This window comes from Streptomyces sp. NPDC079020 (assembly GCF_044542225.1).
Taxonomy (GTDB): Bacteria; Actinomycetota; Actinomycetes; order Streptomycetales; family Streptomycetaceae; genus Streptomyces.
In genome coordinates this window covers 101117-123539 of the sequence record NZ_JBITUB010000016.1, presented here as the reverse complement: position 1 = coordinate 123539, position 22423 = coordinate 101117, and the positions used below count along the sequence as shown (strand labels likewise).

18 protein-coding genes are annotated in these 22423 nt (G+C 71.4%); 6 read left to right on the top strand and 12 right to left on the bottom strand.

The window, feature by feature from the left end; genetic code table 11:
- Nucleotides 1-177 precede the first annotated feature (177 nt).
- Together ACIGJO_RS28860 and ACIGJO_RS28855 are read right to left on the bottom strand one after the other, a co-directional pair.
- The gene (locus ACIGJO_RS28860) at nucleotides 178-1752 is read right to left on the bottom strand and encodes a PucR family transcriptional regulator (protein ID WP_399963003.1); all 1575 of its coding nucleotides are present in this window, start codon (nucleotides 1750-1752) and stop codon (nucleotides 178-180) included.
- Nucleotides 1753-1851: 99 nt separating this feature from the next.
- Nucleotides 1852-4215 (bottom strand): ATP/GTP-binding protein, encoded by a 2364-nt coding sequence (locus ACIGJO_RS28855; protein WP_399963001.1) that lies wholly within the window; start codon nucleotides 4213-4215, stop codon nucleotides 1852-1854.
- A gap of 242 nt (nucleotides 4216-4457) precedes the next feature.
- Here ACIGJO_RS28855 and gabT point away from each other — a divergent pair, with 242 nt between their 5' ends.
- Nucleotides 4458-5798, top strand: a complete 1341-nt coding sequence (gabT, locus tag ACIGJO_RS28850; RefSeq protein WP_399962999.1) for a 4-aminobutyrate--2-oxoglutarate transaminase — start codon at nucleotides 4458-4460, stop codon at nucleotides 5796-5798.
- Between the two features lie 148 nt (nucleotides 5799-5946).
- Nucleotides 5947-6777, top strand: a complete 831-nt coding sequence (locus tag ACIGJO_RS28845; protein WP_399962997.1) for a phosphatase PAP2 family protein — start codon at nucleotides 5947-5949, stop codon at nucleotides 6775-6777.
- Here the strand turns inward: ACIGJO_RS28845 and ACIGJO_RS28840 are convergent.
- From ACIGJO_RS28840 to ACIGJO_RS28805, 8 genes are all read right to left on the bottom strand, one after another.
- Nucleotides 6728-8551, bottom strand: coding sequence for a chitinase (locus ACIGJO_RS28840; protein WP_399962995.1), 1824 nt, complete (start codon nucleotides 8549-8551; stop codon nucleotides 6728-6730). The two genes, ACIGJO_RS28845 and ACIGJO_RS28840, sit on opposite strands and share 50 nt — an antisense overlap.
- 109 nt (nucleotides 8552-8660) lie before the next feature.
- Nucleotides 8661-9143 (bottom strand): hypothetical protein, encoded by a 483-nt coding sequence (locus tag ACIGJO_RS28835; RefSeq protein WP_399962993.1) that lies wholly within the window; start codon nucleotides 9141-9143, stop codon nucleotides 8661-8663.
- Nucleotides 9144-9281: 138 nt separating this feature from the next.
- Entirely contained in the window at nucleotides 9282-10697 is a 1416-nt protein-coding gene (locus ACIGJO_RS28830; RefSeq protein WP_399962991.1) for an NAD(P)/FAD-dependent oxidoreductase, read from the bottom strand.
- Nucleotides 10698-10720: 23 nt separating this feature from the next.
- Nucleotides 10721-11524: an ABC transporter permease gene (locus ACIGJO_RS28825; RefSeq protein WP_399962989.1), complete on the bottom strand. Its 804-nt coding sequence runs from the start codon at nucleotides 11522-11524 to the stop codon at nucleotides 10721-10723.
- A complete protein-coding gene (locus tag ACIGJO_RS28820; RefSeq protein ID WP_399962987.1) occupies nucleotides 11524-12462 on the bottom strand; it encodes an ABC transporter permease in 939 nt (312 codons plus the stop codon). The genes ACIGJO_RS28825 and ACIGJO_RS28820 overlap by 1 nt, the downstream gene beginning before the upstream one ends.
- The gene (locus ACIGJO_RS28815; protein WP_399962983.1) at nucleotides 12459-13610 is read right to left on the bottom strand and encodes an ABC transporter ATP-binding protein; all 1152 of its coding nucleotides are present in this window, start codon (nucleotides 13608-13610) and stop codon (nucleotides 12459-12461) included. The genes ACIGJO_RS28820 and ACIGJO_RS28815 overlap by 4 nt, the downstream gene beginning before the upstream one ends.
- Nucleotides 13611-13698: 88 nt before the next feature.
- Nucleotides 13699-14946 carry a PotD/PotF family extracellular solute-binding protein gene (locus tag ACIGJO_RS28810; protein ID WP_399962981.1) on the bottom strand — a complete coding sequence of 416 codons (1248 nt, stop codon included), beginning with the start codon at nucleotides 14944-14946 and terminating at the stop codon, nucleotides 13699-13701.
- A gap of 47 nt (nucleotides 14947-14993) precedes the next feature.
- Nucleotides 14994-16508: a gamma-aminobutyraldehyde dehydrogenase gene (locus ACIGJO_RS28805; protein WP_399962979.1), complete on the bottom strand. Its 1515-nt coding sequence runs from the start codon at nucleotides 16506-16508 to the stop codon at nucleotides 14994-14996.
- Between the two features lie 206 nt (nucleotides 16509-16714).
- On the opposite strand from ACIGJO_RS28805, the gene ACIGJO_RS28800 reads away from it, so the two are divergent.
- The gene (locus ACIGJO_RS28800; RefSeq protein WP_399962977.1) at nucleotides 16715-17272 is read left to right on the top strand and encodes an NADAR family protein; all 558 of its coding nucleotides are present in this window, start codon (nucleotides 16715-16717) and stop codon (nucleotides 17270-17272) included.
- A gap of 108 nt (nucleotides 17273-17380) precedes the next feature.
- Here ACIGJO_RS28800 and ACIGJO_RS28795 read toward each other — a convergent pair whose 3' ends face one another.
- Complete coding sequence (locus ACIGJO_RS28795; protein WP_399962975.1) at nucleotides 17381-18127, bottom strand: DUF4190 domain-containing protein; 747 nt, start codon at nucleotides 18125-18127, stop codon at nucleotides 17381-17383.
- A gap of 121 nt (nucleotides 18128-18248) precedes the next feature.
- On the opposite strand from ACIGJO_RS28795, the gene ACIGJO_RS28790 reads away from it, so the two are divergent.
- The 3 genes from ACIGJO_RS28790 to ACIGJO_RS28780 are packed head-to-tail and all read left to right on the top strand — an operon-like array spanning nucleotide 18249 to nucleotide 20903.
- Entirely contained in the window at nucleotides 18249-19283 is a 1035-nt protein-coding gene (locus tag ACIGJO_RS28790) for an adenosine deaminase (RefSeq protein WP_399962973.1), read from the top strand.
- Between the two features lie 23 nt (nucleotides 19284-19306).
- Entirely contained in the window at nucleotides 19307-20029 is a 723-nt protein-coding gene (locus tag ACIGJO_RS28785) for a glycerophosphodiester phosphodiesterase (protein ID WP_399962970.1), read from the top strand.
- A gap of 13 nt (nucleotides 20030-20042) precedes the next feature.
- Nucleotides 20043-20903 carry an SAM-dependent methyltransferase gene (locus ACIGJO_RS28780; protein ID WP_399963121.1) on the top strand — a complete coding sequence of 287 codons (861 nt, stop codon included), beginning with the start codon at nucleotides 20043-20045 and terminating at the stop codon, nucleotides 20901-20903.
- A gap of 67 nt (nucleotides 20904-20970) precedes the next feature.
- Here ACIGJO_RS28780 and ACIGJO_RS28775 read toward each other — a convergent pair whose 3' ends face one another.
- Complete coding sequence (locus tag ACIGJO_RS28775) at nucleotides 20971-22134, bottom strand: PotD/PotF family extracellular solute-binding protein (protein WP_399963119.1); 1164 nt, start codon at nucleotides 22132-22134, stop codon at nucleotides 20971-20973.
- Between the last annotated feature and the right edge of the window lie 289 nt (nucleotides 22135-22423).

The following is a 22423-nucleotide window of genomic DNA, read 5'->3' as shown; positions in this document are numbered from 1 at the left end:
GTTCCGGCCCTTCGGGGGTCGTGACGGAGTTCGCGGGCGCCCGGAGGGCTTCCCACTGGTGTCCCACGTTAGGGCGGCGGAGCGCTCGGGACGTTTGTCCGACATGGAGCACGCGGCAGTGGCCGTGCTACGAATTGTCGGAGGCGGCCGCCGGGCAGGGCGCGGACGGCCTGCCGGTCACTCCGGTGCGGACCCCGCCGCCGTCGTCGCCTTCAGCGCCAGCCAGAGCTCCATCCTGACGTCCGGGTCGTCGAGCGAGCGGCCCAGGATCTCCTCCACCCGGCGCATCCGGTAGCGCAGCGTGTGCCGGTGCACCCCCAGGTCGGCGGCGGCCGCGTCCCACTGGCCGTGCCGGGAGAGCCAGGCGCGCAGGGAGGCGACGAGGTCGCCGCGGCCCTTCGCGTCGTGCTCGTACAGCGCGCGGAGCATCCCGTCGGCGAACGCCCGTACCGCGTCGTCGGCGAGCAGCGGAAGCACCGAGCCGGTCGCCAGCTCCTCGTGCTCGACCAGCGCCCGGCCCCTGCGGCGGGCGACCGAGAGGGACTGTTCGGCCTGCTTGTACGCGGCGGACACGGCGATCGGTCCGGCCGGGGCGGAGAGGCCCACGACCACCTCGCCCTCCTCCGCGCCCGGCTCGCGCGCCGGGCGCGCGTCCTGTGCCTCGGCGTACGCGGTGCAGGCGGCGACGGCCGCGCCGCCGTCCGCCGCCAGGACCACCAGGCGGTCGCCCTCGGGCACCATGAGCAGCGACTCGCCGGACCGGGAGGCCGCGGACTCCATGGCCTCCGCGAGCGGTTCGGAGCCGGCCGGTTCGGCGGTCTCCGCGATCAGCAGCCGGAAGGGCGCGTCCAGCAGCCCGCCGTACAGGTCCCCCGCGACGGCCCGCGCGTGGTCGGGCTGCCCGGCCAGCAGCATCCGCAGGACCGCGGCGCCCAGGCGCTGTTCGGCGCCCTGGAGCGAGCGGGAGCGGGCGGTGGTGAGGGTGAGCAGGGCGACGGCCGAGTGCACGGCGTAGCGTTCGGCGGTCCCGAGCGCCGCGCCCGTGCCGACGGCGAGGGCGCCGCGGGCGCGCCGCCCGGTGCCCAGCGACTGGAGCTCGACCCGGTCGTCGCTGTCGCCGACGACCACGCTGGCCGGGGCGGGCCGCTCGCGCAGGCGCTCCACGTCCGCGGTGAGGCGGGCGGCCCTGCGGGCGGCCCAGTCGGGCGCGGCGGCGACGACCGCGCCGGAGGTGTCGTACAGGGCGGCCCAGCCGTCGATGTGCGCGGCGAGCCGGGTGAGCAGCCCGGCGGGACCGTCCCCGGCGACGGCGGCCCGGGTCAGTTCCCGCTGGGCCTCGAAGCCCGCGGTGACGGCGCGGTACTGGTCGGCGGCGATGGCGGCGGAGACGGCCTTGCTGATGGCGATGAACGGGGTGCGGCGCGGGACTTCGAGCAGCGGCATCCCGGCCTCCTCGGCGGCGTCGACGAGCGCCTGGGGGATGTCCTCGTAGGTGACGCCGACCGCGAAGCCGACACCGGCGACCCCGGCGCCCGCCAGCCGCCGCACGTACCGGCGCATCGCCCCGGCGTCCTCGGCGTCGAGATTGGTGGCGGTGACGAGCAGGAGCTCGCCGCCGTCCATGTAGGGCACGGGGTCGGCGAGTTCGCTGGCGTGCGCCCAGCGCACGGGGGTACCGAGCCGGTCCGCCCCCGCGCGCACCGTGAGCCTGAGCGCCGGATGCTTGATGAGCGAGGCGAGAGTAGGGGGCATGGGACCGGAACCCTCAGAGGTCGATGGTGTCGATTTCGCCGTCCCGTATGAACGGCTGCCTTCGATTCTGCCAGGGCGGCAGGGTCCCTGGAACCGCTCTCAGCCACCGAGCTCCACCAGGAGCGGGGGTGCGTGCTCCCCCGCCACCGTCGTCAGCGAGAGCACCGCGTGCCCCGCCGGAACGGAGTAGGCCAGTTCCGAGGCCGACCAGCGCTCCCGCTCGACCTGCCGTACGGTCACGGCGTCCCTGGTCACGGCCTTGCCGGTGACGAGCTTGCGCAGCGCGTGCAGTGCCCGGGTGAACGGCTGGTCGGCGAAGACGGTGTGCTGGGCGACCTCGCGGGTCTCCACCCACTCCTTGCCCCAGGCCTCCGTGAACCGTTTGCCGTCCCAGGTGGTGATGCCGGCGAAGGCCATGCTGCAGCCGACCGCGCCGAGCAGCGGGGTATGCAGCGTCTCCGGGACGTCATCGATGGTCCGCAGGGCCAGGACCACACCCGCGTTCACCGACCGCAGGCGCCGGATGCCCCGGACGGTCTCGGCGGTGACGGCGTGGGTGGCGTCGTCCAGGACGAGTCCGGCGAACAGCGAGCGGTCGGTACGGGCCGCGGCGACGGCGTTGAACTGGGCGAGCAGCAGCCGGGTGAGCAGCCGGCAGGCCTCCGCGTGGCCGCGCTCGGGAAGGTCGACGCGGACCCGCAGCGGATACTGCTCCAGGGAGCGCAGGGAGAAGACGCGGGCCTCGCCGCCGGTGGTGAAGAACCCTGCGAACGCGGGCCGGTCGAGCAGCGCGATCCGGTCGGCGAGTGCCGGCGCGGGATCTCCCGCGCCGCCCGCCTGCCGGGCGCGGGCATCCAGCTCGCGCAGCATCGCCGCGTGTCCGCCGGCTTCGAGTGCCGCCCGCAGCGCGGCGAGCGCGGCCGGGCCGCCGTCGAGGAGTTCGCGCAGTTCGGGGACGCCGGGGAAGTGGCCGTGCGCGGTGCGGTAGGGGCCGAGCAGCTGGGCCAGGACGGTCGCGGCGCGCCGGCTGTCGAGGCTGCCGACGTCACCGGCCAGCCCCTCCGCAAGCACGGCCGCGGCCTCGTCGGGGTCGGTCGTACCGCCGTAGAGGTCGAAGTCGTGGCCGGACGCCGGGTCACCGATCTTGACGACGACGTCGTAGGCGTCGTCGGGGCCGAGCGGTGCGCCCTTGGCGCCGACGGCGAGCAGCGCCGCCTTCCCGGCCAGGGCCTGGAGGGCGAGGGACTCGACGACCGGGCGCACCAGCCGGTCGGACTTGCCGGCCCCGGGCGGTCCGACCACGAGCAGCGAGGTGCCCAGCAGCGCGGGTTCCAGCGCCAGGCCCGAGCCCCGGCGGGCGTACGGGTTGTGCGCGTCGTCCGCGCAGCGGCCGATCCGGACCTGACCGGTGAGCAGATCGTGCTGTGCGGTGCGCCGGGGCAGGTCGCGGCTGCCCGAGGGGTGCAGCGCGGCGGCGCCCCCGTTGCGCAGTACGGCCTCGCCGAGCGCGGCGAGCCGGTCGGGGTGGTCCCGGCCGACGGCCCAGGCGTGGCGCAGCCGGGCGCAGTCGACGTCGTTCATCCGGCCGGCGCGCACCTCGGCGGTGAGGGTGTCGGCGGCGTCGGTCCATCCGGCGTCCCGCAGCTCGGGCCAGCGGTCGGGGGAGGGTGCGGCGAGCTGTGCCGGTACGGAGTGTTCCGCGTCCCCGCCCCGCGCGGCGGAGCCGCGGCCGAGGCGGGCGGCGGCCAGTTCGCGCCAGCGGCCCAGCCGGGCGAACGGCCAGAGCACCGCGGCGGCGATCAGCGTGTAGACCAGGTTCACGACCGTCTGGCTCTGGAAGTTCTCGCCGCCCACGACGGCGGCGACCAGGATCAGCGCGGGCCGCAGGACCGGCACGGCGTCCTTCCAGACGAGGAGCTGGGCCAGTCCGGCCGCGAGCGCCGCCGCCACCGCGAGCAGGGGCTGCCCCCGGCTCGCCACATGGCGCCGGAAGAGCTCGGACCAGTTGCCCAGGCGCCCGCAGCCGTAGACGAGGAGGCCGAAGAGGATGGCCTCGTACACCGTGAGGGCACGGGCCCCCTCGACCGTCGCGGGACCGCCGAAGCTCCCCGCGTACCACCAGTCGCCCGGCGTGAAGAGTTTGACCGGGATCAGCCGGTAGGGGATGTAGCCGTTGCGCCAGAGCGACCACAGGAGCAGGCCGGAGAGCAGCGAGATCACCACGCCGACCACCAGTGAGCGGTCGGAGACGCCCTCGGGCTTCTCGGGCGGGCGCGGGGTGTGGCCGTACCGCCAGACGCCCGGGGCCTGGGGCCGGCGCGGGGTGCGCAGCCACTCCCCCAGCGGGGTGCCCCCGTCCCCGGGCCCCACCCGGGGCGGCAGGGACGGCAGTGGTGGCGGGGTGGGTCCTGGCACACGTTTCGCACTCGTGCCCCGTGCGTGGTGCGTGCCTTCGTCGTTCATGAACCGTTGCCCCCTGACCAGCCAGGTCCGTCCACTGCCCCGGTCAATCTAGTGCGCGCGCACGGGTAGTTCAGCCAGGCGGCCGGATCCGTACGACGGGCACTCCCCGGCGCCCGCGTACCGGCATCTGTCCGCGACGGACAAGGACACGCGCCCACCACTCCCGATCGGAGCATGCCCGTGCCGTCGCGGCACCCCTAGCCTGCACGAAGAAGCGTCCGAAACACCCCCAGGAGCCCCTCATGACCGCAATTCCGCAGGAGCGCCGCGTCGTCACCGCCATCCCCGGCCCGAAGTCGGCCGAGCTGCAGGCTCGCCGTGTCGCGGCGGTCGCCGCAGGTGTGGGCTCCACCCTGCCGGTGTTCACCGCCCGTGCCGGCGGCGGGATCATCGAGGACGTGGACGGCAACCGGCTGATCGACTTCGGTTCCGGTATCGCCGTGACGTCGGTGGGCGCCTCCGCCGAGGCCGTCGTACGCCGCGCGTCCGCGCAGCTCGCCGACTTCACCCACACCTGTTTCATGGTCACGCCGTACGAGGGGTACGTCGAGGTCTGCGAGCAGCTCGCCGAGCTGACGCCGGGCGACCACGCGAAGAAGTCCGCGCTGTTCAACTCGGGTGCCGAGGCCGTCGAGAACGCGGTGAAGATCGCCCGCGCCTACACCAAGCGCACCGCGGTCGTCGTCTTCGACCACGGCTACCACGGCCGGACGAACCTCACGATGGCGCTGACGGCGAAGAACATGCCGTACAAGCAGGGCTTCGGTCCGTTCGCGCCCGAGGTCTACCGGGTCCCGGTCGCCTACGGCTACCGCTGGCCGACCGGTGCCGAGAACGCCGGCGCCGAGGCCTCCGCCCAGGCGATCGACGAGATCACCAAGCAGATCGGCGCGGACAACGTCGCCGCGATCATCATCGAGCCGGTCCTCGGCGAGGGCGGCTTCATCGAGCCCGCCAAGGGCTTCCTCCCGGCGATCGCCCGGTTCGCCGAGGACAACGGCATCGTGTTCGTCGCGGACGAGATCCAGTCCGGCTTCTGCCGTACCGGCCAGTGGTTCGCCTGCGAGGACGAGGGCATCGTCCCGGACCTGATCACCACCGCCAAGGGCATCGCGGGCGGCCTGCCGCTGTCCGCCGTCACCGGCCGCGCCGAGATCATGGACGCCGCGCACGCCGGCGGCCTGGGCGGCACGTACGGCGGCAACCCGGTCGCCTGCGCGGGCGCGCTCGGCGCGATCGAGACCATGCGCGAGCTGGACCTGAACGGGAAGGCCCGGCGCATCGAGGAGGTCATGAAGGGGCGCCTCGCCGAGATGCGGGCGAAGCTGCCGAACGGCGACATCATCGGTGACATCCGCGGCCGCGGCGCCATGATCGCGATCGAGCTGGTGAAGTCCGGTACGAAGGACCCGAACCCGGAGGCCGCCGGCGCGCTCGCCAAGGCCTGCCACGCCGAGGGTCTGCTGGTCCTCACCTGTGGCACGTACGGCAATGTGCTGCGCTTCCTGCCGCCGCTCGTCATCGGCGAGGACCTGCTGAACGAGGGGCTCGACATCATCGAGCAGGCGTTCGCCAAGGCCTGATCAAATCGAACTTCAGGCCGAGGGTGCGGGACTTTTCCCGGGGCTGGACGCGGCGCGCGTGTGGGCCTGTGAAGAAGGTGTGCGGGGCCGATGGCGGGACCGGGTTCCGACTGTCGGTCGCCCTCCGGCTGCCGTACGGTTTCTGCAGATGAGAGAAACACCTCGCCCGCAGGGGACTGCGGGCGATGCCGGGCCGGGGCTTCCCCAGCACGGACCCGGTCGTGCCTTCGCGCACACCACCGGAGCCTCTGGCTCCGGGACTTCTCACCGATCGGACGGCCGCTCGCCCCACACCCCCCGGGGCGCGCGGCGAACCGATCCGGCCGGCCATCCCGGAACAACCCCCCCTGTTCCCGGGTGGCCGGCTTCTCTCGTCGTCCGGCTGTCGGTGCTGCTGAGCGTCTTCGCGCTCATCACCTGGCAGGTCGTGGCCGACGGCCCCCTGCTCGGACCGGACGAGCGGATCGGCCGGGCCCTGGCGGGGCGGGGCTCCGCCGGGTTCACCGACGCCCTCTCCGACCTCGGCAATACGCAGGTCGCGCTGCCGGTCCTGGCCTGCGCGATCGTCTTCGCCCTGGTCCGCGGCGCCCGGCGCGAACCGTTGTACGCGGCACTCACCATGGCGGCCGTACCGGCGCTGGTCGTCCCGCTGAAGATCTGGACCGACCGCCAGGGCCCCCTGACCGACGCGACCGGCTACTACCCCTCCGGCCATACGGCGACCGCCGCGGTGGCGTACGGCGCGGCGGCCCTGCTGCTGGCCCCGTATGCGAAGCGCTCATGGCCGGTGCCCGCCGTCGCCGTCGTGCTGACGGCGGCGACGAGCACCGGCCTGGTGCTGCGCGGCTACCACTGGCCACTGGACGTGGCCGGCAGCTGGTGCCTGAGCGGGGTGCTGCTGCTGGCGCTCCGGGCGGGACTGGAGCGGGTCAGCCGCCGAAGTACGCGTCGAAGTTCTTCGAGAACTCCCAGTTGTTGAAGCGGTCCCAGTTGATCGACCAGGTCATCAGTCCGCGCAGCCCCGGCCAGGTGCCGTGGGTCTGGTACGAACCGCAGTCGGTCTTCTTCGTCAGGCAGTTCAGCGCCTTGGTGACCTCGGCGGGCGAGGTGTGCCCGTTGCCCGCCTGGGTCGAGGCCGGCAGACCGAAGGCGACCTGCTCGGGACGGAGCGCCGGGAAGACCTTCGTCCGGTCGCCCACCACCGGGAAGCCGGTGAGCAGCATGTCCGTCATGGCGACGTGGAAGTCGGCGCCGCCCATCGAGTGGTACTGGTTGTCCAGGCCCATGATGGAGCCCGAGTTGTAGTCCTGGACGTGCAGCAGGGTCAGATCGTCCCGCAGCGCGTGGATGACCGGGAGGTAGGCACCGGCGCGCGGGTCCTGGCCGCCCCAGGGGCCGGAGCCGTAGTACTGGTAGCCGAGCTGCACGAAGAAGGTCTCGGGCGCCATGGTGAGGACGAAGTCGGAGCCGTACTTGGCCTTGAGGGACTTCACCGCGGAGATCAGGTTGACGATGACCGGGGAGGTGGGGCTGCGGAAGTCGGTGTCACCGGTGTTCAGCGAGAGGGAGTGCCCCTCGAAGTCGATGTCCAGGCCGTCCAGACCGTAGGTATCGATGATCTTGGAGACGGACGAGACGAAGGCGTCACGGGCGGCGGTGGTGGAGAGCTGCACCTGGCCGTTCTGGCCGCCGATGGAGATCAGCACCTTCTTGCCCGCGGCCTGCTTGGCCTTGATGGCGGCCTTGAACTCCGCCTCGGACTCGACGTTCGGGCATTCGGCCACGGGGCACAGCGAGAAGCGGATGTCGCCCGAGGTGACGGAGGTCGGCTCGCCGAAGGCGAGGTTGATGACGTCCCAGGAGGCGGGCACGTCCGCCATCCGCGTGTAGCCCGAGCCGTTGGCGAAGCTGGAGTGGAGGTAGCCGACGAGCGCGTGGGCCGGGAGCCCGGCGTCACCGCCGCCCCCGCCCGCGGTGGTGGTCGCGGTGACGGCGGCCGACTTCGCGGACTCCCCGGCGGCGCTGGTCGCGGCGACCTGGAAGCTGTACGCGGTCGAGGCGGTCAGGCCCGTCACCGTGGTGGAGGTGCCGGTGACCGAGTCCACCTTCGTACCGCCCCGGTACACGTGGTAACCGGTGGCGCCGGTGGCGGCCGTCCAGGACAGGGGCACGGAGGAGGAGGTGGGCTCCCCGGCCCTCAGCCCGGCGGGCACCGACGGGAGCGTGACGGGGTCGCCGCCCGGACCGATCAGGGTGAGGTCGTCGGCGTAGTAGGCGGGAGTGCCGAACCAGCCGTGGGTGTAGACGCTCACCGAGGTCGTGGCGGGCCCGGTCCGGAAGGTGGTGGTGAGCTGCTTCCACACTCCGGCTGACTGGGTCCAGGTGGACACATCGGTGGTGCCGGTGCCGGCCGCGCCGAGGTAGACGTAGGAACCCTGCACCCAGGCGCTGAGCGTGTACGTGGAGTCGGGCCTGACCGTCACGGTCTGGGAGCACTTGGCGTTGTCGCTGCCGGCCGGGGTGGCCCGCAGCGCGGAAGTGCCGCTGCGCGCGGGCGTACTGACCGCGGCTCCGCTGCCGCCGGTACAGCTCCAGCCGTCCAGGCCCGCCTCGAAACCGCCGTTTCGCGCCAGGTCGGCATCGGCCGCCCCGGCCGCGGGCGCCGAGGCGACCAGCGTGCCGGCGGCGAGCAGGGCGGCCGAGAATGCGGCCAGAAGTCCGGAATATCGGGCAGGGGGTCCCGTGCGTTCCACAACAGCCTCCGTGCAGGGGGGAATTGGGCGTGGCGTGCGCACAACATGGTCCAGACCAATCAGGTTGTCAAGACCTCTGGCGCCACTCGGATGCCACGCCCCTCCCCTCTCAGCTGCTCCGTCCCCCCTCGGTCCCGCCCCCGTCGCCGAGCGCCGCCGCCCCCGCGGCCTCGTGCATCGCGAGTTCCAACAGGGTCGCGTCGACGAGCGTCCCCGAGCCGTCGGGCGGGATCACCCAGCGCACTCCCCCGGCCGCCCGCCCCGGGTACGGGACGACGATCCAGGTCCCCCGGCCCGCCCCCCGTACGCCGGTTCCGAGCCACCGAGACACGGTGCCGGGCGGCACGAAGAAGCCCAGCCGGGCCTCACCGAAGTCGGCGAGGACCGGGCCGGGCCGGTCGACGAGGCGGGTGAGCACACCGAGCGTCGGACGCCCCAGGCCACCCGGCAGAATCAGTACGTCCCAGCGCTTTCCGGCGGGAAGGAGCGCGATCCCATGAGGATTGCGCTCCCATTCCCACCGGCACGCGGCCGGGTCCGGTGCCGCGGACACGAGCCACTGCACCGCCGCCTTTACCCCCGAGTCAGTCATGACCTGCCTTCCCGTTCCCTGGGCACCGGCAGGGTCCCGCCGGTGCGTACACGAGCGAGAGAGGGCCGGGCCCCGATCATGACGCGGGTTTTCACTACTCGTCGGTAGTGAAGTGGGTCACAGCGACATCGGCGCAGCTCAGCTGTCGAATCCGAGCCCCAGCCGGTCCATGGTCCGCAGCCACAGATTGCGGCGTCCGCCATGGCTGTCGGCATGGGCCAGGGACCGCTTGGTGAGCTCGATACCGGCCCAGGCGAAGGGTTCCGGCGGGAACGGCATCGGCTTGGAGCGGACCATCTCCAGCCCGGTCCGTTCGGTGCGCTCGCCGGACAGCAGATCGAGCATCACATCCGCCCCGAAACGGGTCGCCCCGACACCCAGCCCGGTATATCCGGCGGCATACGCGACGCGCCCCTGATGGGCCGTTCCGAAAAAGGCGGAGAAGCGGGAACAGGTGTCGATGGCACCTCCCCAGGCGTGCGAGAAATTCAGCCCGGAAAGCTGCGGAAAACAGGTGAAGAACTGGTCCGCGAGCTTCAGGAAGGTCTCCGGGCGCTGGTCCAGGTCGGCGCTGAGCCGGCCTCCGTAGGGATAGATCGCGTCATAGCCGCCCCACAGAATCCGATGGTCCGCGGAGAGCCGGAAATAGTGGAACTGATTGGCGCTGTCGCCCAGCCCCTGACGGTTCCTCCAGCCGATGGAGGCGAGCTGTCCGGGGGTGAGCGGTTCGGTCATCAGCGCGTAGTCGTAGACCGGCACGGTGTACGGGCGGACCCGCTTGACGAGCGAGGGGAAGATGTTCGTGCCGAGCGCGACCCGGCGGGCGAAGACCCGCCCGTAGGGGGTGCGGACCGCCATTCCGGAGCCCGTACGGGCGAGTTCGAGGGCACGGGTGTGCTCGTGGATACGTACGCCGAGGCCGAGGCAGGCCTGCTTCAGTCCCCAGGCCAGCTTGGCGGGGTGCAGCATCGCGACCCCGCGCCGGTCCCAGAGCCCGCCCAGGAAGGTGGGTGAGTCGACCTCGGCGCGCAGTGCGTCGCGGTCGAGGAATTCCAGCCCGTTGAAGCCCCGCTCCGTGGCCTCCCGGTGCCATTCCCGCAGCTCTTCGAGCTGGTGCGGTTCGGTGGCGACATCGATCTCGCCGGTCCGCTCGAACTCGCAGTCGATGCCGTAGCGGGCGACGGCCGCCTCGATGGCGTCGAGGTTCTGTGCGCCCAGCTCCTCCAGCTTCCCGATCTCCTCCGGCCAGCGCTCCAGTCCGTTGGGCAGGCCGTGGGTGAGCGAGGCGGCGCAGAATCCGCCGTTGCGCCCGGAGGCGGCCCAGCCCACCTCGTGCCCCTCGATCAGGACGACATCGCGCTGCGGGTCGCGCTCCTTGGCCAGGAGCGCGGTCCACAGCCCGCTGTAGCCACCGCCGATGACGAGCAGGTCGGTCCGCTCGTCGCCGGTGAGGGCGGGGAGCGCCTCGGGCCTGGCGGGGTCGTCGAGCCAGTAGGAGACCGGCTTCGCGCCGGAAAGGGATTGTGCGGCACTACGCATGGCAGCTGGGGCCATGGTTTCCAACTCCTTCAGGACTTTCAGTTCTTCGCGCTGTTCTTCCGCCGGTTCGCGACGAGCTGGCCGGCGAGTACCACCAGTACCGCAATGATGAACATCGCGGTGCCGATGACGTTGATCTGCACGGGCGTGCCGCGCTGTGCCGATCCCCAGACGAACATGGGGAAGGTCACGGTCGAGCCCGCGTTGAAATTGGTGATGATGAAATCGTCGAAGGAGAGCGCGAAGGCGAGCAGCGCGCCTGCGGCGATTCCGGGGGCGGCGATCGGCAGGGTCACCCGGACGAAGGTCTGGACGGGCCCCGCGTAGAGGTCACGGGCGGCCTCCTCCAGCCGGGGGTCCATCGACATCACCCGTGCCTTGACCGCCGTCACCACGAAGCTGAGGCAGAACATGATGTGGGCGATCAGCACGGTCCAGAAGCCCAGCTCGGCACCCATGTTGAGGAAGAGCGTGAGCAGCGACGCGGCCATGACGACCTCGGGCATCGCCATCGGCAGGAAGATCAGCGAGCTGATCGCGCCGCGCGCCCGGAAGCGGTAGCGGACCAGCGCGAAGGCGATCATCGTGCCGAGCACCGTCGCGCCGACGGTGGCCCACGCGGCGATCTGGAGGGAGAGCGAGAGCGAGCCGCACATGTCGGCGACCCCGCAGGGGTCCTTCCAGGCGTCCAGCGAGAACCGCTGCCAGGCGTAGTTGAAGCGCCCGTTCGGCTTGTTGAACGAGAACACCATCACGACGATGTTCGGCAGGATCATGTACGCGAGGGTCAGCAGACCCGCGATGACGATCAGATGGCGGCGAAGCCAGCGCAGTACGGGCATCAGACCAGGTCCTCCGTCCCGGAGCGGCGGATGTAGACGGTGACCATCAGCAGGACGATCGCCATGAGGATGAACGAGAGCGCGGCGGCCGTCGGATAGTCCAGGACCCTCAGGAACTGGGTCTGGATCACGCTGCCGACCATCTTGGTGTCGGTGGAGCCGAGCAGTTCCGCGTTGACGTAGTCGCCGCTGGCCGGGATGAAGGTCAGCAGGGTCCCGGAGACGACCCCCGGCATGGACAGCGGGAACGTCACCTTGCGGAAGGTGGTGGCGGGGGTGGCGTACAGATCGCCCGCCGCCTCGTGGAGCCGGCCGTCGATCCGCTCCAGCGAGGTGTAGAGCGGCAGGATCATGAACGGCAGGAAGTTGTACGTCAGGCCGCAGACGACGGCCATCGGGGTGGCCAGCACACGGTTGGACTCGGTCCAGCCGAGCCAGCTGGTGACGTCCAGGACGTGCAGGGTGTTCAGGACGTCGACGACCGCGCCGCCGTCCGCGAGGATCGTCTTCCAGGCCAGCGTACGGATGAGGAAGCTGGTGAAGAACGGGGCGATGACCAGCACCAGTACCAAGTTGCGCCAGCGGCCCGCCTTGAACGCGATCAGATACGCGAGCGGATAGCCCAGCAGCAGGCACAGGATCGTGGCGGTGCCCGCGTAGAGCAGGGAGCGGATGAACTGCGGGTAGTAGTCCCGCAGCGCGTCCCAGTAGGTCGCGAAGTGCCAGGTGACCTCGAAGCCCTTCTCCAGGGACCCGGTCTGCACGGAGGTCGACGCCTGGTAGACGAGAGGCAGGGCGAAGAAGACGACGAGCCACAGGATGCCGGGGAGCAGCAGCCAGTACGGGACGAGCCGCTTACGGGTGGAGGGCTTGCGGACGGCGGGCTCGCGCGGCTGCGGCTCGGCGGTCTTCGCGGGAGGCGCGTCGGTGACACTCACGCCGCGTCCTCCACGCTCTCCACACCGGCGTCGATGTCCTGGTCGGCCCCGAGGCCGAAGGTGTGGGAGGGGTTCCAGTGCAGGACGACCTCGGCTCCGGGGGCGAGCCCCGCGCGCCGCTCGACGTTCTGCTCGTAGACCTGGAGCGCCTGGCCCGTGGCGCTGCGCACCACGTACTGGGTGGAGACCCCGATGAAGCTGGAGTCGACGATCCGGCCGGAGACGCGGTTGCGGCCGTCGGCTATGGAGCCGGCGTCGTCGGCGTGCGTGAGGGAGATCTTCTCGGGGCGGACGCCCAGGAGGATCCTGCCGCCGTTCTCCGCCGGGGCCGAACACCGGCCGCCGGGCAGCCTGAGCTTCCCGCCGCCCGCGGAGACGACGAGATCCCCGCCGGTGGAGAGGATCTCGCCCTTGATGAGGTTCGAGGTACCGAGGAAGTTCGCGACAAAGGTCGTCCGCGGGTTCTCGTACAGATCGGCGGGGGCACCGAGCTGCTCGACCCGGCCGCCGTTCATCACCGCGACGGTGTCGGCCATGGTCATGGCCTCTTCCTGGTCGTGGGTGACATGGACGAACGTGATGCCGACCTCGGTCTGGATCCGCTTGAGCTCCAGCTGCATCTGGCGGCGCAGCTTGAGGTCGAGGGCGCCGAGCGGCTCATCGAGCAGGAGCACCTGCGGGTGGTTGATGAGCGCGCGGGCCACGGCGACGCGCTGCTGCTGGCCACCGGAGAGCTGGTGCGGCTTGCGGCGGGCGAAGTCGCCGAGCTGGACGAGTTCCAGCATGTCGTCGACCTGTTTCCGCACGGACTTGATGCGGCGCCTGCGCAGTCCGAAGGCGATGTTCTCGGTGATGTCCAGGTGCGGGAAGAGCGCGTAGCTCTGGAAGACGGTGTTGACGGGCCGCTTGTACGGGGGCAGGCCCGTGATGTCGACGCCGCCGAGCGAGACGGTGCCGGTGGTCGCCTCCTCAAGGCCCGCGATCATCCGCAGGGTGGTGGTCTTGCCGCAGCCGGACGCGCCGAGCAGCGCGAAGAAGGAGCCCTGCGGCACGGTCAGATCGAGCGGCTGTACGGCGGTGAAGGAGCCGTAGGTCTTGCTGATCCCGGAGAGGCGGACGTCGCCGCCCGCTGTCTGCTGCTGTGTCATGGGTCGCGGTCCCAGTGTGTTCGGGGGGAGAGATCGGGGAAGGGGGCGCACGAGGGGCCCGCCGGCACGGGAGGCGCCGGCGGCCGGCTCAGGCTCCGATGAGCTTGGCGAACTTCTCTTCGTACGCCGTCTCTTCCTCCGTGCTCAGCGAGCGGAAGGAGCGGGACTTCGCCGCCATCTCCTTGTCGGGGAGGATCAGGGCGTTGGAGGCCATCGCCTCGTCGATCCGGGCGAGTTCGTCGCGTACGCCGTCGACGGGGCACACGTAGTTGATGTACGCGGCGAGCTGGGCGGCGACCTTCGGCTCGTAGTAGTGGTCGATGAGCTTCTCGGCGTTGGTCCGGTGCCGGGCCTGCGCGGGGACGAGCAGGTTGTCGGTGGAGGTGATGTAACCGGCGGCCGGGATGGCGTACTCGATGTCCGGGTTGTCGGCCTGGAGCTGGATGATGTCACCGGCCCAGGCGACACAGGCGGCGATGTCGCCCTTGCTCAGATCCGCGGTGTAGTCGTTCCCGGTGAAGCGGCGGATCTGCTTCTTGTCGACGCCTTTCTGTATGCGCCCGATCGCGGCGTCGTAGTCGGCGTCGGTGAAGTTCCCGGGGTCCTTGCCCATGTCGAGCAGCGTCAGCCCGACCGAGTCGCGCATCTCGGAGAGGAAGGAGACCTTGCCCTTGAGCTTGGGGTCGTCCAGCAGCTGGGTGATGGAGTCGACCTTGCGGCCGCCGGTCGCCTTCACGTTGTAGGCGATGACGGCGGGGATGCCGGTCCAGGGGTAGGAGTAGGCACGGCCCGGGTCCCAGTCGGGGGTGCGGAACTGGGAGGAGAGGTTGGCGAACGCGTGCGGCAGGTTCGCCGGGTCGAGCTTCTGCACCCAGCCGAGCCGGATCATGCGGGCGGCGAGCCAGTCGGTGACGCAGATGAGGTCGCGCCCGGTGTCCTGGCCGGCCGCCAGCTGCGGCTTGATCTTCCCGAAGAACTCGACGTTGTCGTTGATGTCCTCGGTGTACTTGACCCTGATCCCGGTGCGCTCGGTGAACGCCTCCAGGGTGGGGCGGCCCTTGTCGTCCTCGCCGACGTCCATGTACTCGGTCCAGTTGGAGAAGGTGACCTGCTTCTCCTCGGCCGAGTGGTCGTCTGAGGCCGCCCCGCCGTCCGCCCGTTTGGCGGGCGGGATACCGCACGCGCCGAGCGTGCCGAGCCCTCCGAGCGCGAGCGCCCCCATGCCGGAGGCACGCAGCAGTGAACGGCGGGTGAGGGCGCCCCGGCCGGTGGTCAGGCTCCGCCTCATGGCCGCCAGCTGGGGCGGTGAGAGGCGGTCGGGCTCGTAACTCTCCATACGCGTTGCCCTTTCGGGTGGGTGTGGCCGCCGGTCGGCGGCGACTGCTATCGGTCCCCGAAGATCGTGCGGTGCCAGTCCTTCCGGGCCACCGCGGTGTTGTCGTACATGACGTGCTTGACCTGCGTGTACTCCTCGAAGGAGTACGAGGACATGTCCTTGCCGAAGCCACTGGCCTTGTAGCCGCCGTGCGGCATCTCGCTGATGATCGGGATGTGGTCGTTGATCCACACACAGCCCGCCTTGATCTCGCGGGTGGCGCGGCCCGCGCGGTACAGATCGCGGGTCCAGGCGGATGCGGCGAGCCCGTACGGGGTGTCGTTGGCCAGGGCGATGCCCTCGTCGTCGGTGTCGAAGGGCAGCACGACCAGGACCGGGCCGAAGATCTCCGACTGGACGATCTCGCTGTCCTGGGCGGCGTCCGTGATCAGGGTCGGCCGGTAGTAGGCGCCCGCGGCGAGGTCGCCGCCGGGTGCCTCGCCGCCGGTGACGACGGTGGCGTACGCGCGGGCCCGCTCGACGAATCCGGCGACCCGGTCGCGCTGGGCGTGGCTGATCAGCGGGCCGAGGTCGGTCGACGGGTCGAAGGGGTCGCCGAGCCGCACGGTCTCCATCAGCGCGGCGACCTCCCGCACGAAGGTGTCGTACAGCGGGCGCTGGACGTAGGCGCGGGTGGCGGCGGTGCAGTCCTGGCCGGTGTTGATGAGCGCGCCGGCGACCGCGCCGTTGACCGCTGCTTCGAGGTCGGCGTCGTCGAAGACCAGGAAGGGGGCCTTGCCGCCGAGTTCGAGGTGGAGGCGCTTGACGGTGGAGGTGGCGATCTCCGCGACCCGCCTGCCGACGGCGGTGGAACCGGTGAAGGAGGTCATCACGACGTCCGGGTGGCCCACGAGGTGCTCGCCCGCGTCCTTGCCCGCGCCCGTGACGACGTTGATCACCCCGTCGGGAATGCCCGCCTCGGTGGCCGCCTGCGCGAACATCAGCGAGGTCAGCGGGGTGATCTCGGCGGGCTTCAGCACGATGGTGTTGCCCGCCGCGACGGCCGGGAGGATCTTCCAGGCGGCCATCTGGAGCGGGTAGTTCCAGGGGGCGATGGAGCCGATGACCCCGATCGCCTCACGGCGTACGTAGGAGGTGTGGTCGCCGTCGTACTCGGCCGCGGACCTGCCCTCCAGGTGCCGGGCGGCGCCCGCGAAGAACGAGGTGTTGTCGATCGTGCCGGGCACGTCGAACTCGGTGGAGAGCTTGATCGGCTTGCCGCACTGGAGCGACTCGGCGTACGCGAAGTCCTCCGCCTGCCCGGCGAGGACGGCCGCGAACCGGTGCATCGCCTCGGAGCGCTCGGCCGGGGTGGCGGCGGACCAGCCGGGGAAGGCCGCGCGGGCGGCGGCGACGGCGGCGTCCACGTCATCGGGGCCCGCGAGTTCGTAGCGGTGGACGGTCTCGCCCGTCGCCGGATTCACCACTTCGTGGTGGCGTCCCGATGTACCGGGAAGCAGTTCGCCGCCGATGAACTGCGCACCCTTCGCGAAGCGGTCCTGCACCTGGATGCCGTTGCCCATGACGTTCTCCTCCGCCGCGTGCCCGCTGGGCGGGACCGGCGTAGATTCTTCGTGAATTGAGTGCCGATCCTGACAGAGGGACCTGAGCCCAACAAGTGATTCCGTTGTTTCCTTTTGGTTACGCGACGGAATCTGTCGACCATGTGTCGTGTCGGTGCGGAAATCCCCGTACGGAGTGTCAGTGGCGGATGCCAGACTCACCTGTCATGGAACGGATCGATGACCTTCTGGCCGGTGTGGCGCACGGCAGGCGGGTGAAGTACCTGCCGTTCTGGGGTCACCGCCCCCGTCCCGACGGCGCCCTCGGACCGAGCTGTCTCAGTCAGTGGTGGCCCTCGCCGTTCACGGTGGACTCGGTGACCTACCCGACCGCCGAGCACTGGATGATGGCCGGCAAGGCGCGGCTCTTCGGCGACGCGGCGGCGGAGCGTGAGGCCCTGGAGGCGAGCAGCCCGGCGGCGGCGAAGAAGGCCGGCCGGCTGGTGCGCGGCTTCGACGAGGACACCTGGGTGCGGGAGCGCTTCGCGCTGGTGGTCGAGGGCAGCGTCCACAAGTTCGGCCAGGACCCCGGCCTGCGCGCGTTCCTGCTGAACACCGGGGAGCGGGTGCTGGTCGAGGCGAGCCCCATGGACCGGATCTGGGGCATCGGGCTCGCCGCGGACGACGAGCGGGTGGAGCGTCCGCAGCAGTGGCGCGGGCTGAATCTGCTGGGTTTCGCGCTGATGGAGGCGCGGACACGGCTGCGCGACCGGGACGCGGCGTGACACCGCCGCCCGTCCGGGTCCGGGAGTGATTCCCGGACCCGCACGGGCGGCGACGGCCGGTACGGGGCGGCCGGCCGGTGAAGCGGCCGGCCGCGCGGTGGCTCCCGCCTACCGGGTGACGTCGACGACCAGGGACGTGGCGAAGGGGTCGTCCTCGTAGATGTCCTCGCCGCTGCTGGACTCGCCGCTGGCCACGGCCCAGATGAGGAAGCCGAGGAACGCGGCGCCGATCAGGGTGCCGATCGATCCCAGGATGATGCCCGCGAGGGCCATTCCTCCGTTGTTCGCCTCACCCCGCTGCGCGCGGCCCCGGCCGATGATGCCGAAGGTCAGCGCGAGGATGCCGAGCAGGGCGCCGATGCCCCACATGCAGAAGGCGACCACCGAGATGATGCCGAGCACCAGGGCGGCGGTGCCCAGACCGTTCGACGGCGCGGGGCCCCAGGCGGGCTGGCCGCCGAAGGTGTTGTACCCCGGGTAGCCGCCGTACGGCTGCGCGGGCGGTGCCGGGTAGCCGTAGTGACCGGCGGGCGGACCGGGCGGACCCGGCACCGGTCCGGGGCCGTTCGGGGCGATCGGCGGCGGCGGTACGTCGGCGGGCGACGGGCCGAAGCCACCGGCGCCCGGGACCGGCCCGGACCCCGGGACCGGCCCGGTCCCCGCCACCGGTATCGGACCGGTCCCGGCCCCGGGGGCCGTACCGGCGCCCGGCATCGACGTCACCGTCTGCTGGTCGTGCACCGCGGGCGGACGGGCGTCGGCGGGCTGCTTGCCCAGATCCACCCTGCTGTCCGGCGGCGCCCACGGATCGCGCGGCGCGGGTCCGCCGCCGGGCTGCTCTCTGTTGTCTGACATGGGCCTCCCCCATCATGGTCCCGTCATGCTACGGCCCGGCACCGGGCCGCCGGGCCCCGCCTACGATGACCGGTGCAGCCGGTGAGCCCGGCCGAAATCCTTCAGACCCGGGAGATGTCCCATGACCGATCCGCACCCGTTCATCGCGGGGCTGCCCAAGGCCGAACTCCATGTCCATCACGTCGGATCCGCTTCGCCCCGCATCGTCGCCGAGCTCGCCGCGCACCACCCGGACTCCAAGGTCCCCACGGACCCGGAGGCGTTGGCCGACTACTTCACGTTCACCGACTTCGCGCACTTCATCCAGGTCTATCTCTCCGTGGTGGACCTGATCCGCACCCCCGAGGACGTCCGGCTGCTGACCTTCGAGGTCGCCCGGGACATGGCCCGGCAGAACATCCGGTACGCGGAGCTGACCATCACGCCGTTCAGCTCGGTCCGGCGGGGCATCCCCGAGCAGGGCTTCATGGAGGCCATCGAGGACGCCCGCAAGGCCGCGGAGGCCGAGTTCGGTGTCGTCCTGCGCTGGTGCTTCGACATCCCCGGCGAGGCCGGGCTCGTCTCGGCCGAGGAGACCGCGCGGCTGGCGGTGGACCTGCGGCCCGAGGGGCTGGTCTCCTTCGGTCTGGGCGGACCGGAGATCGGGGTGGACCGCCCGCAGTTCAAGCCCTACTTCGACCGGGCCATCGCCGAGGGCCTGCACTCCGTGCCGCACGCCGGGGAGACCACCGGACCGCGGACGATCTGGGACGCGCTCACCTCACTGCGCGCCGAGCGCATCGGCCACGGCACCAGCGCCACCCAGGACCCCGAGCTGCTGGCGCACCTGGCCGAGCACCGGATCGCGCTGGAGGTCTGCCCGACCTCGAACATCGCCACCCGCGCCGTCGCCGACATCGAGCAGCACCCGGTCAGGGAGATGGTGCGGGCCGGGGTCCTCGTCACCATCAACAGTGACGACCCGCCCATGTTCGGCACCGACCTCAACAACGAGTACGCGGTGGCGGCCCGCCTCCTGGACCTCGACGAGCGGGGTATCGCCGGCCTCGCGAAGAACGCGGTGGAGGCATCGTTCCTCGACCCGGCCGGCAAGCGGAAGCTCGCCGCCGAGATCGACACGTACACGGCGAACTGGCTGGAGACTCCCGGCCGCTGACCCTCATTGGTCACAATGGCCCCATGGCCAAACCTTTCTCCAGCACCGGCGCCGTCACCGCCGTGGGGCATCGCGGCGATCCGTACCGGCTCCGCGAGAACACCCTGCCCTCGATCCGCTCCGCCCTCGAACGGGGGGCGGACGCGGTCGAGATCGATGTCAGGGTGACCCGCGACGGGGTGCCCGTCCTGCTCCACGACGCCACCCTGGAACGGCTGTGGGGCCACGACCGCCGGCTGGAGCGTCTCGATCACCGGGAGCTGCTGGAGCTGACCCGCGGCCAGGTGCCCACCCTGCGCGAGGCGCTGCTCGCGGCGGGGGCGCACCGGGTGATGGTCGACCTGCCCGGCGCCACGGAGTCGTCGGTCCGGAGAATCGTCGGGGTGGTCCGCGAGTGCGGGGCCGGCGAGCGCGCCTACTACTGCGCGGGCGCCGGGACGATGCTCCAGGTGCGGGCGGCGGACCCGTCCGCCGAGATCGCGCTGACCTGGACGACACTCGCCCCGCCGCGCGCCACGCTGCTGGACGCGGTGAAGCCGCGCTGGCTGAACTACCGGTTCGGACTGGTCAGCCGGGAACTGACGGACCGCGCGCACCGCGACGGCCTGCTGGTCTCCGTCTGGACACCCGACACCAAGCGCTCGATGCGCCGGCTGATCGGGCGGGGCGTCGACTCCATCACCACCAACCGGATCGATGCCCTGCACAGCCTGCTGGCCAACTCCCCCACCAGCGACGTTTCTTGATCCGTCCGGCATGATGGGCAGTGCCCGCATCGCCCGTGATGCCCGGCCCGGCACCAGAGGAGCAGACGTGACCGATCCCCGCAAGCCCTCCGATCCCGCCCGCATCCGTTCCGACATCGCCCACAACGCCCGGGTGTGGAACTACTGGCTGGGCGGCAAGGACAACTATCCGGTGGACCGGGCGGTCGGCGAGCAGGTCACCGGCATGTATCCGAGCATCGGCGAAGTGGCCCGCGCGGACCGGGCGTTCCTCGGCCGCGCCGTGCGGCATCTGGCCGGCGACGCGGGCATCAGCCAGTTCCTGGACATCGGCACCGGTCTGCCGACGTACCACAACACCCATGAGATCGCCCAGCACACCGCGCCGCACTCGCACATCGTCTACGTCGACAACGACCCGATCGTGCTGGCCCACGCGCGGGCCCTGCTGACCAGCTCGCCCGAGGGGGCCACCGAGTACATCGACGCGGACGCCCACCACCCCGAGCAGATCCTGAAGGCCGTCGAGCCGACGCTGGACCTCAAGAAGCCGGTCGCGGTGATGATGCTCGGCATCCTGAACTTCGTGCTGGACACCGGCGAGGCCCTCTCCATCGTGCGCAAGCTGATGGACGCGATGCCCTCGGGCAGCTATCTGGTGCTCACCCACCCCACTCTGGAACTGGGCGGCGAGGGCAACGAGGCGGCGATGCGCTTCTGGAACGAGAACGCCACCCCGCCGATCACCGCGCGCAGCCGCGCCGAGTTCGCGGAGTTCCTGGCCGGTCTGGAGCTGCTGGAGCCGGGCATCGTGTCCTGCTCCCGCTGGCGTCCCGAGGAGGGTGCCGAGTCGCCCGAGGTGGCCCAGTTCGGCGCGGTGGCCCGCAAGCCCTGATGCCGGTACGGGGGCCCGGGGGCGGCCACGGGGACTCCGTTCCGTGGGCCGCGGCCGCCGACCGGGTTCAGAGTCCGACGATGGAGTTCCACTTCTTCGCGAAGCCGGTGCGCTCCTCCGACGTGATGTCCCGGGCGATCGCGAGCCGTTCACGCATCGCGTCGTCGGGGAAGATCAGCGGGTCCTCGGCGAGCGCGGCGGTCTCCTCGTCCTTGGCGGAGGCCAGGATCTCGCGGGCGGCCGGGACCGGGCAGACGTAGTTGACCCAGGTGGCCAGTTCGGCCGCGACCTCGGGCTCGTAGTAGAAGTCGACCAGCTTCTCCGCGTTGCGTTTGTGGTGCGCGAGGTTGGGGATCATGAGCGACTCCGCCCAGAGCTCGCCCCCCTCCTCGGGCACCACGAACTCGATCTCCGGGTTGTCGGCCTGGAGCTGGATGACATCGCCGGAGTAGGCCTGGCAGGCGAGCACATCGCCGGTGGCCAGGTCCTTGATGTAGTCGTTGCCGGTGAAACGGCGGATGTGCCGGGACCTCACCCGCTTCTCCACCTGTTCGCACATGGTGTGGAAGTCGTCGGCCGTCCAGCGGGTGATGTCGACCCCGTTGCCCTGCATCAGCAGCGCGAACGACTCGTCCAGCCCGGACAGCAGTGTCACCCTGCCGCGCAGGTCGTCGGCCCACAGCTCGCTCGTGTGCCGGATCTCGCGGCCCAGCCGCTTGCGGTTGTAGGCGATGCCGGTGATCCCGGACTGCCAGGGAACGCTGTACCGCCGCCCCTCGTCGAACGCGGGCGTGCGCAGCTGCGGGTCCAGGTACTCGGCGACATTGGGCTGCTTCGCCCGGTCCATCTCCTGCACCCAGCCCAGGCGTACGAAGCGTGCGGCCATCCAGTCGCTGATGACGATCAGGTCGCGGCCGGTCTGCTGGTGGTTCATCAGCGCCGGGCTGATCTTCCCGAAGAACTCGTCGTTGTCGTTGATCTCCTCGGTGTACGTGACGGAGATCCCGGTCCGCCGCGTGAACGCGTCCAGGGTGGGCCGCTTCGACTCGTTCTCGTCGTCGGTGTCGATGTAGAGCGGCCAGTTGGCGAAGTGCAGGGAGCGGTCGCGCTCCGAGCTGTCACGGCCGGCCCGGTCCCCGGGCCGCACGTACGCGGCGGGGACTCCGCAGCCGGCCAGCGTGGCACCGACCGCTCCCGCCCCGAGGGCGCGCAGCAGGGAACGGCGGGACATGGGGTGGTTCGGGATCGCTCGCACGTCCGCAGGATGCCGCTCGGCGGGGCGGCGGACAATGGACCAACCGTCCAGCGGCACCCGCCCGGTCCGCACACCCTGTCGATGGCGCGGACGTCGACAGGGGTGCGGACGCCCGGCAGGCCGGGCCACCGGACGCCCGACGGGGGTGCGGACGCCCGGCACACCGGCCACCGGACGCCCGCCCGTTCCGGCAGGCGCGCGGCACGAAACGGCCCCGGGCCGGAGCCCGGGGCCGTCACCCACGCCGACGACGTCACGGACGCCG

Bases quoted from the DNA above. Each gene is read 5' to 3' on its own strand.
- ACIGJO_RS28860 (WP_399963003.1), bottom strand. From the start codon at position 1,752: ATGCCCCCTACTCTCGCCTCGCTCATCAAGCATCCGGCGCTCAGGCTC.
- ACIGJO_RS28855 (WP_399963001.1), bottom strand. From the start codon at position 4,215: ATGAACGACGAAGGCACGCACCACGCACGGGGCACGAGTGCGAAACGT.
- gabT (WP_399962999.1), top strand. From the start codon at position 4,458: ATGACCGCAATTCCGCAGGAGCGCCGCGTCGTCACCGCCATCCCCGGC.
- ACIGJO_RS28845 (WP_399962997.1), top strand. From the start codon at position 5,947: ATGAGAGAAACACCTCGCCCGCAGGGGACTGCGGGCGATGCCGGGCCG.
- ACIGJO_RS28835 (WP_399962993.1), bottom strand. From the start codon at position 9,143: ATGACTGACTCGGGGGTAAAGGCGGCGGTGCAGTGGCTCGTGTCCGCG.
- ACIGJO_RS28830 (WP_399962991.1), bottom strand. From the start codon at position 10,697: ATGGCCCCAGCTGCCATGCGTAGTGCCGCACAATCCCTTTCCGGCGCG.
- ACIGJO_RS28825 (WP_399962989.1), bottom strand. From the start codon at position 11,524: ATGCCCGTACTGCGCTGGCTTCGCCGCCATCTGATCGTCATCGCGGGT.
- ACIGJO_RS28815 (WP_399962983.1), bottom strand. From the start codon at position 13,610: ATGACACAGCAGCAGACAGCGGGCGGCGACGTCCGCCTCTCCGGGATC.
- ACIGJO_RS28810 (WP_399962981.1), bottom strand. From the start codon at position 14,946: ATGGAGAGTTACGAGCCCGACCGCCTCTCACCGCCCCAGCTGGCGGCC.
- ACIGJO_RS28805 (WP_399962979.1), bottom strand. From the start codon at position 16,508: ATGGGCAACGGCATCCAGGTGCAGGACCGCTTCGCGAAGGGTGCGCAG.
- ACIGJO_RS28800 (WP_399962977.1), top strand. From the start codon at position 16,715: ATGGAACGGATCGATGACCTTCTGGCCGGTGTGGCGCACGGCAGGCGG.
- ACIGJO_RS28795 (WP_399962975.1), bottom strand. From the start codon at position 18,127: ATGTCAGACAACAGAGAGCAGCCCGGCGGCGGACCCGCGCCGCGCGAT.
- ACIGJO_RS28790 (WP_399962973.1), top strand. From the start codon at position 18,249: ATGACCGATCCGCACCCGTTCATCGCGGGGCTGCCCAAGGCCGAACTC.
- ACIGJO_RS28785 (WP_399962970.1), top strand. From the start codon at position 19,307: ATGGCCAAACCTTTCTCCAGCACCGGCGCCGTCACCGCCGTGGGGCAT.
- ACIGJO_RS28780 (WP_399963121.1), top strand. From the start codon at position 20,043: ATGGGCAGTGCCCGCATCGCCCGTGATGCCCGGCCCGGCACCAGAGGA.
- ACIGJO_RS28775 (WP_399963119.1), bottom strand. From the start codon at position 22,134: ATGTCCCGCCGTTCCCTGCTGCGCGCCCTCGGGGCGGGAGCGGTCGGT.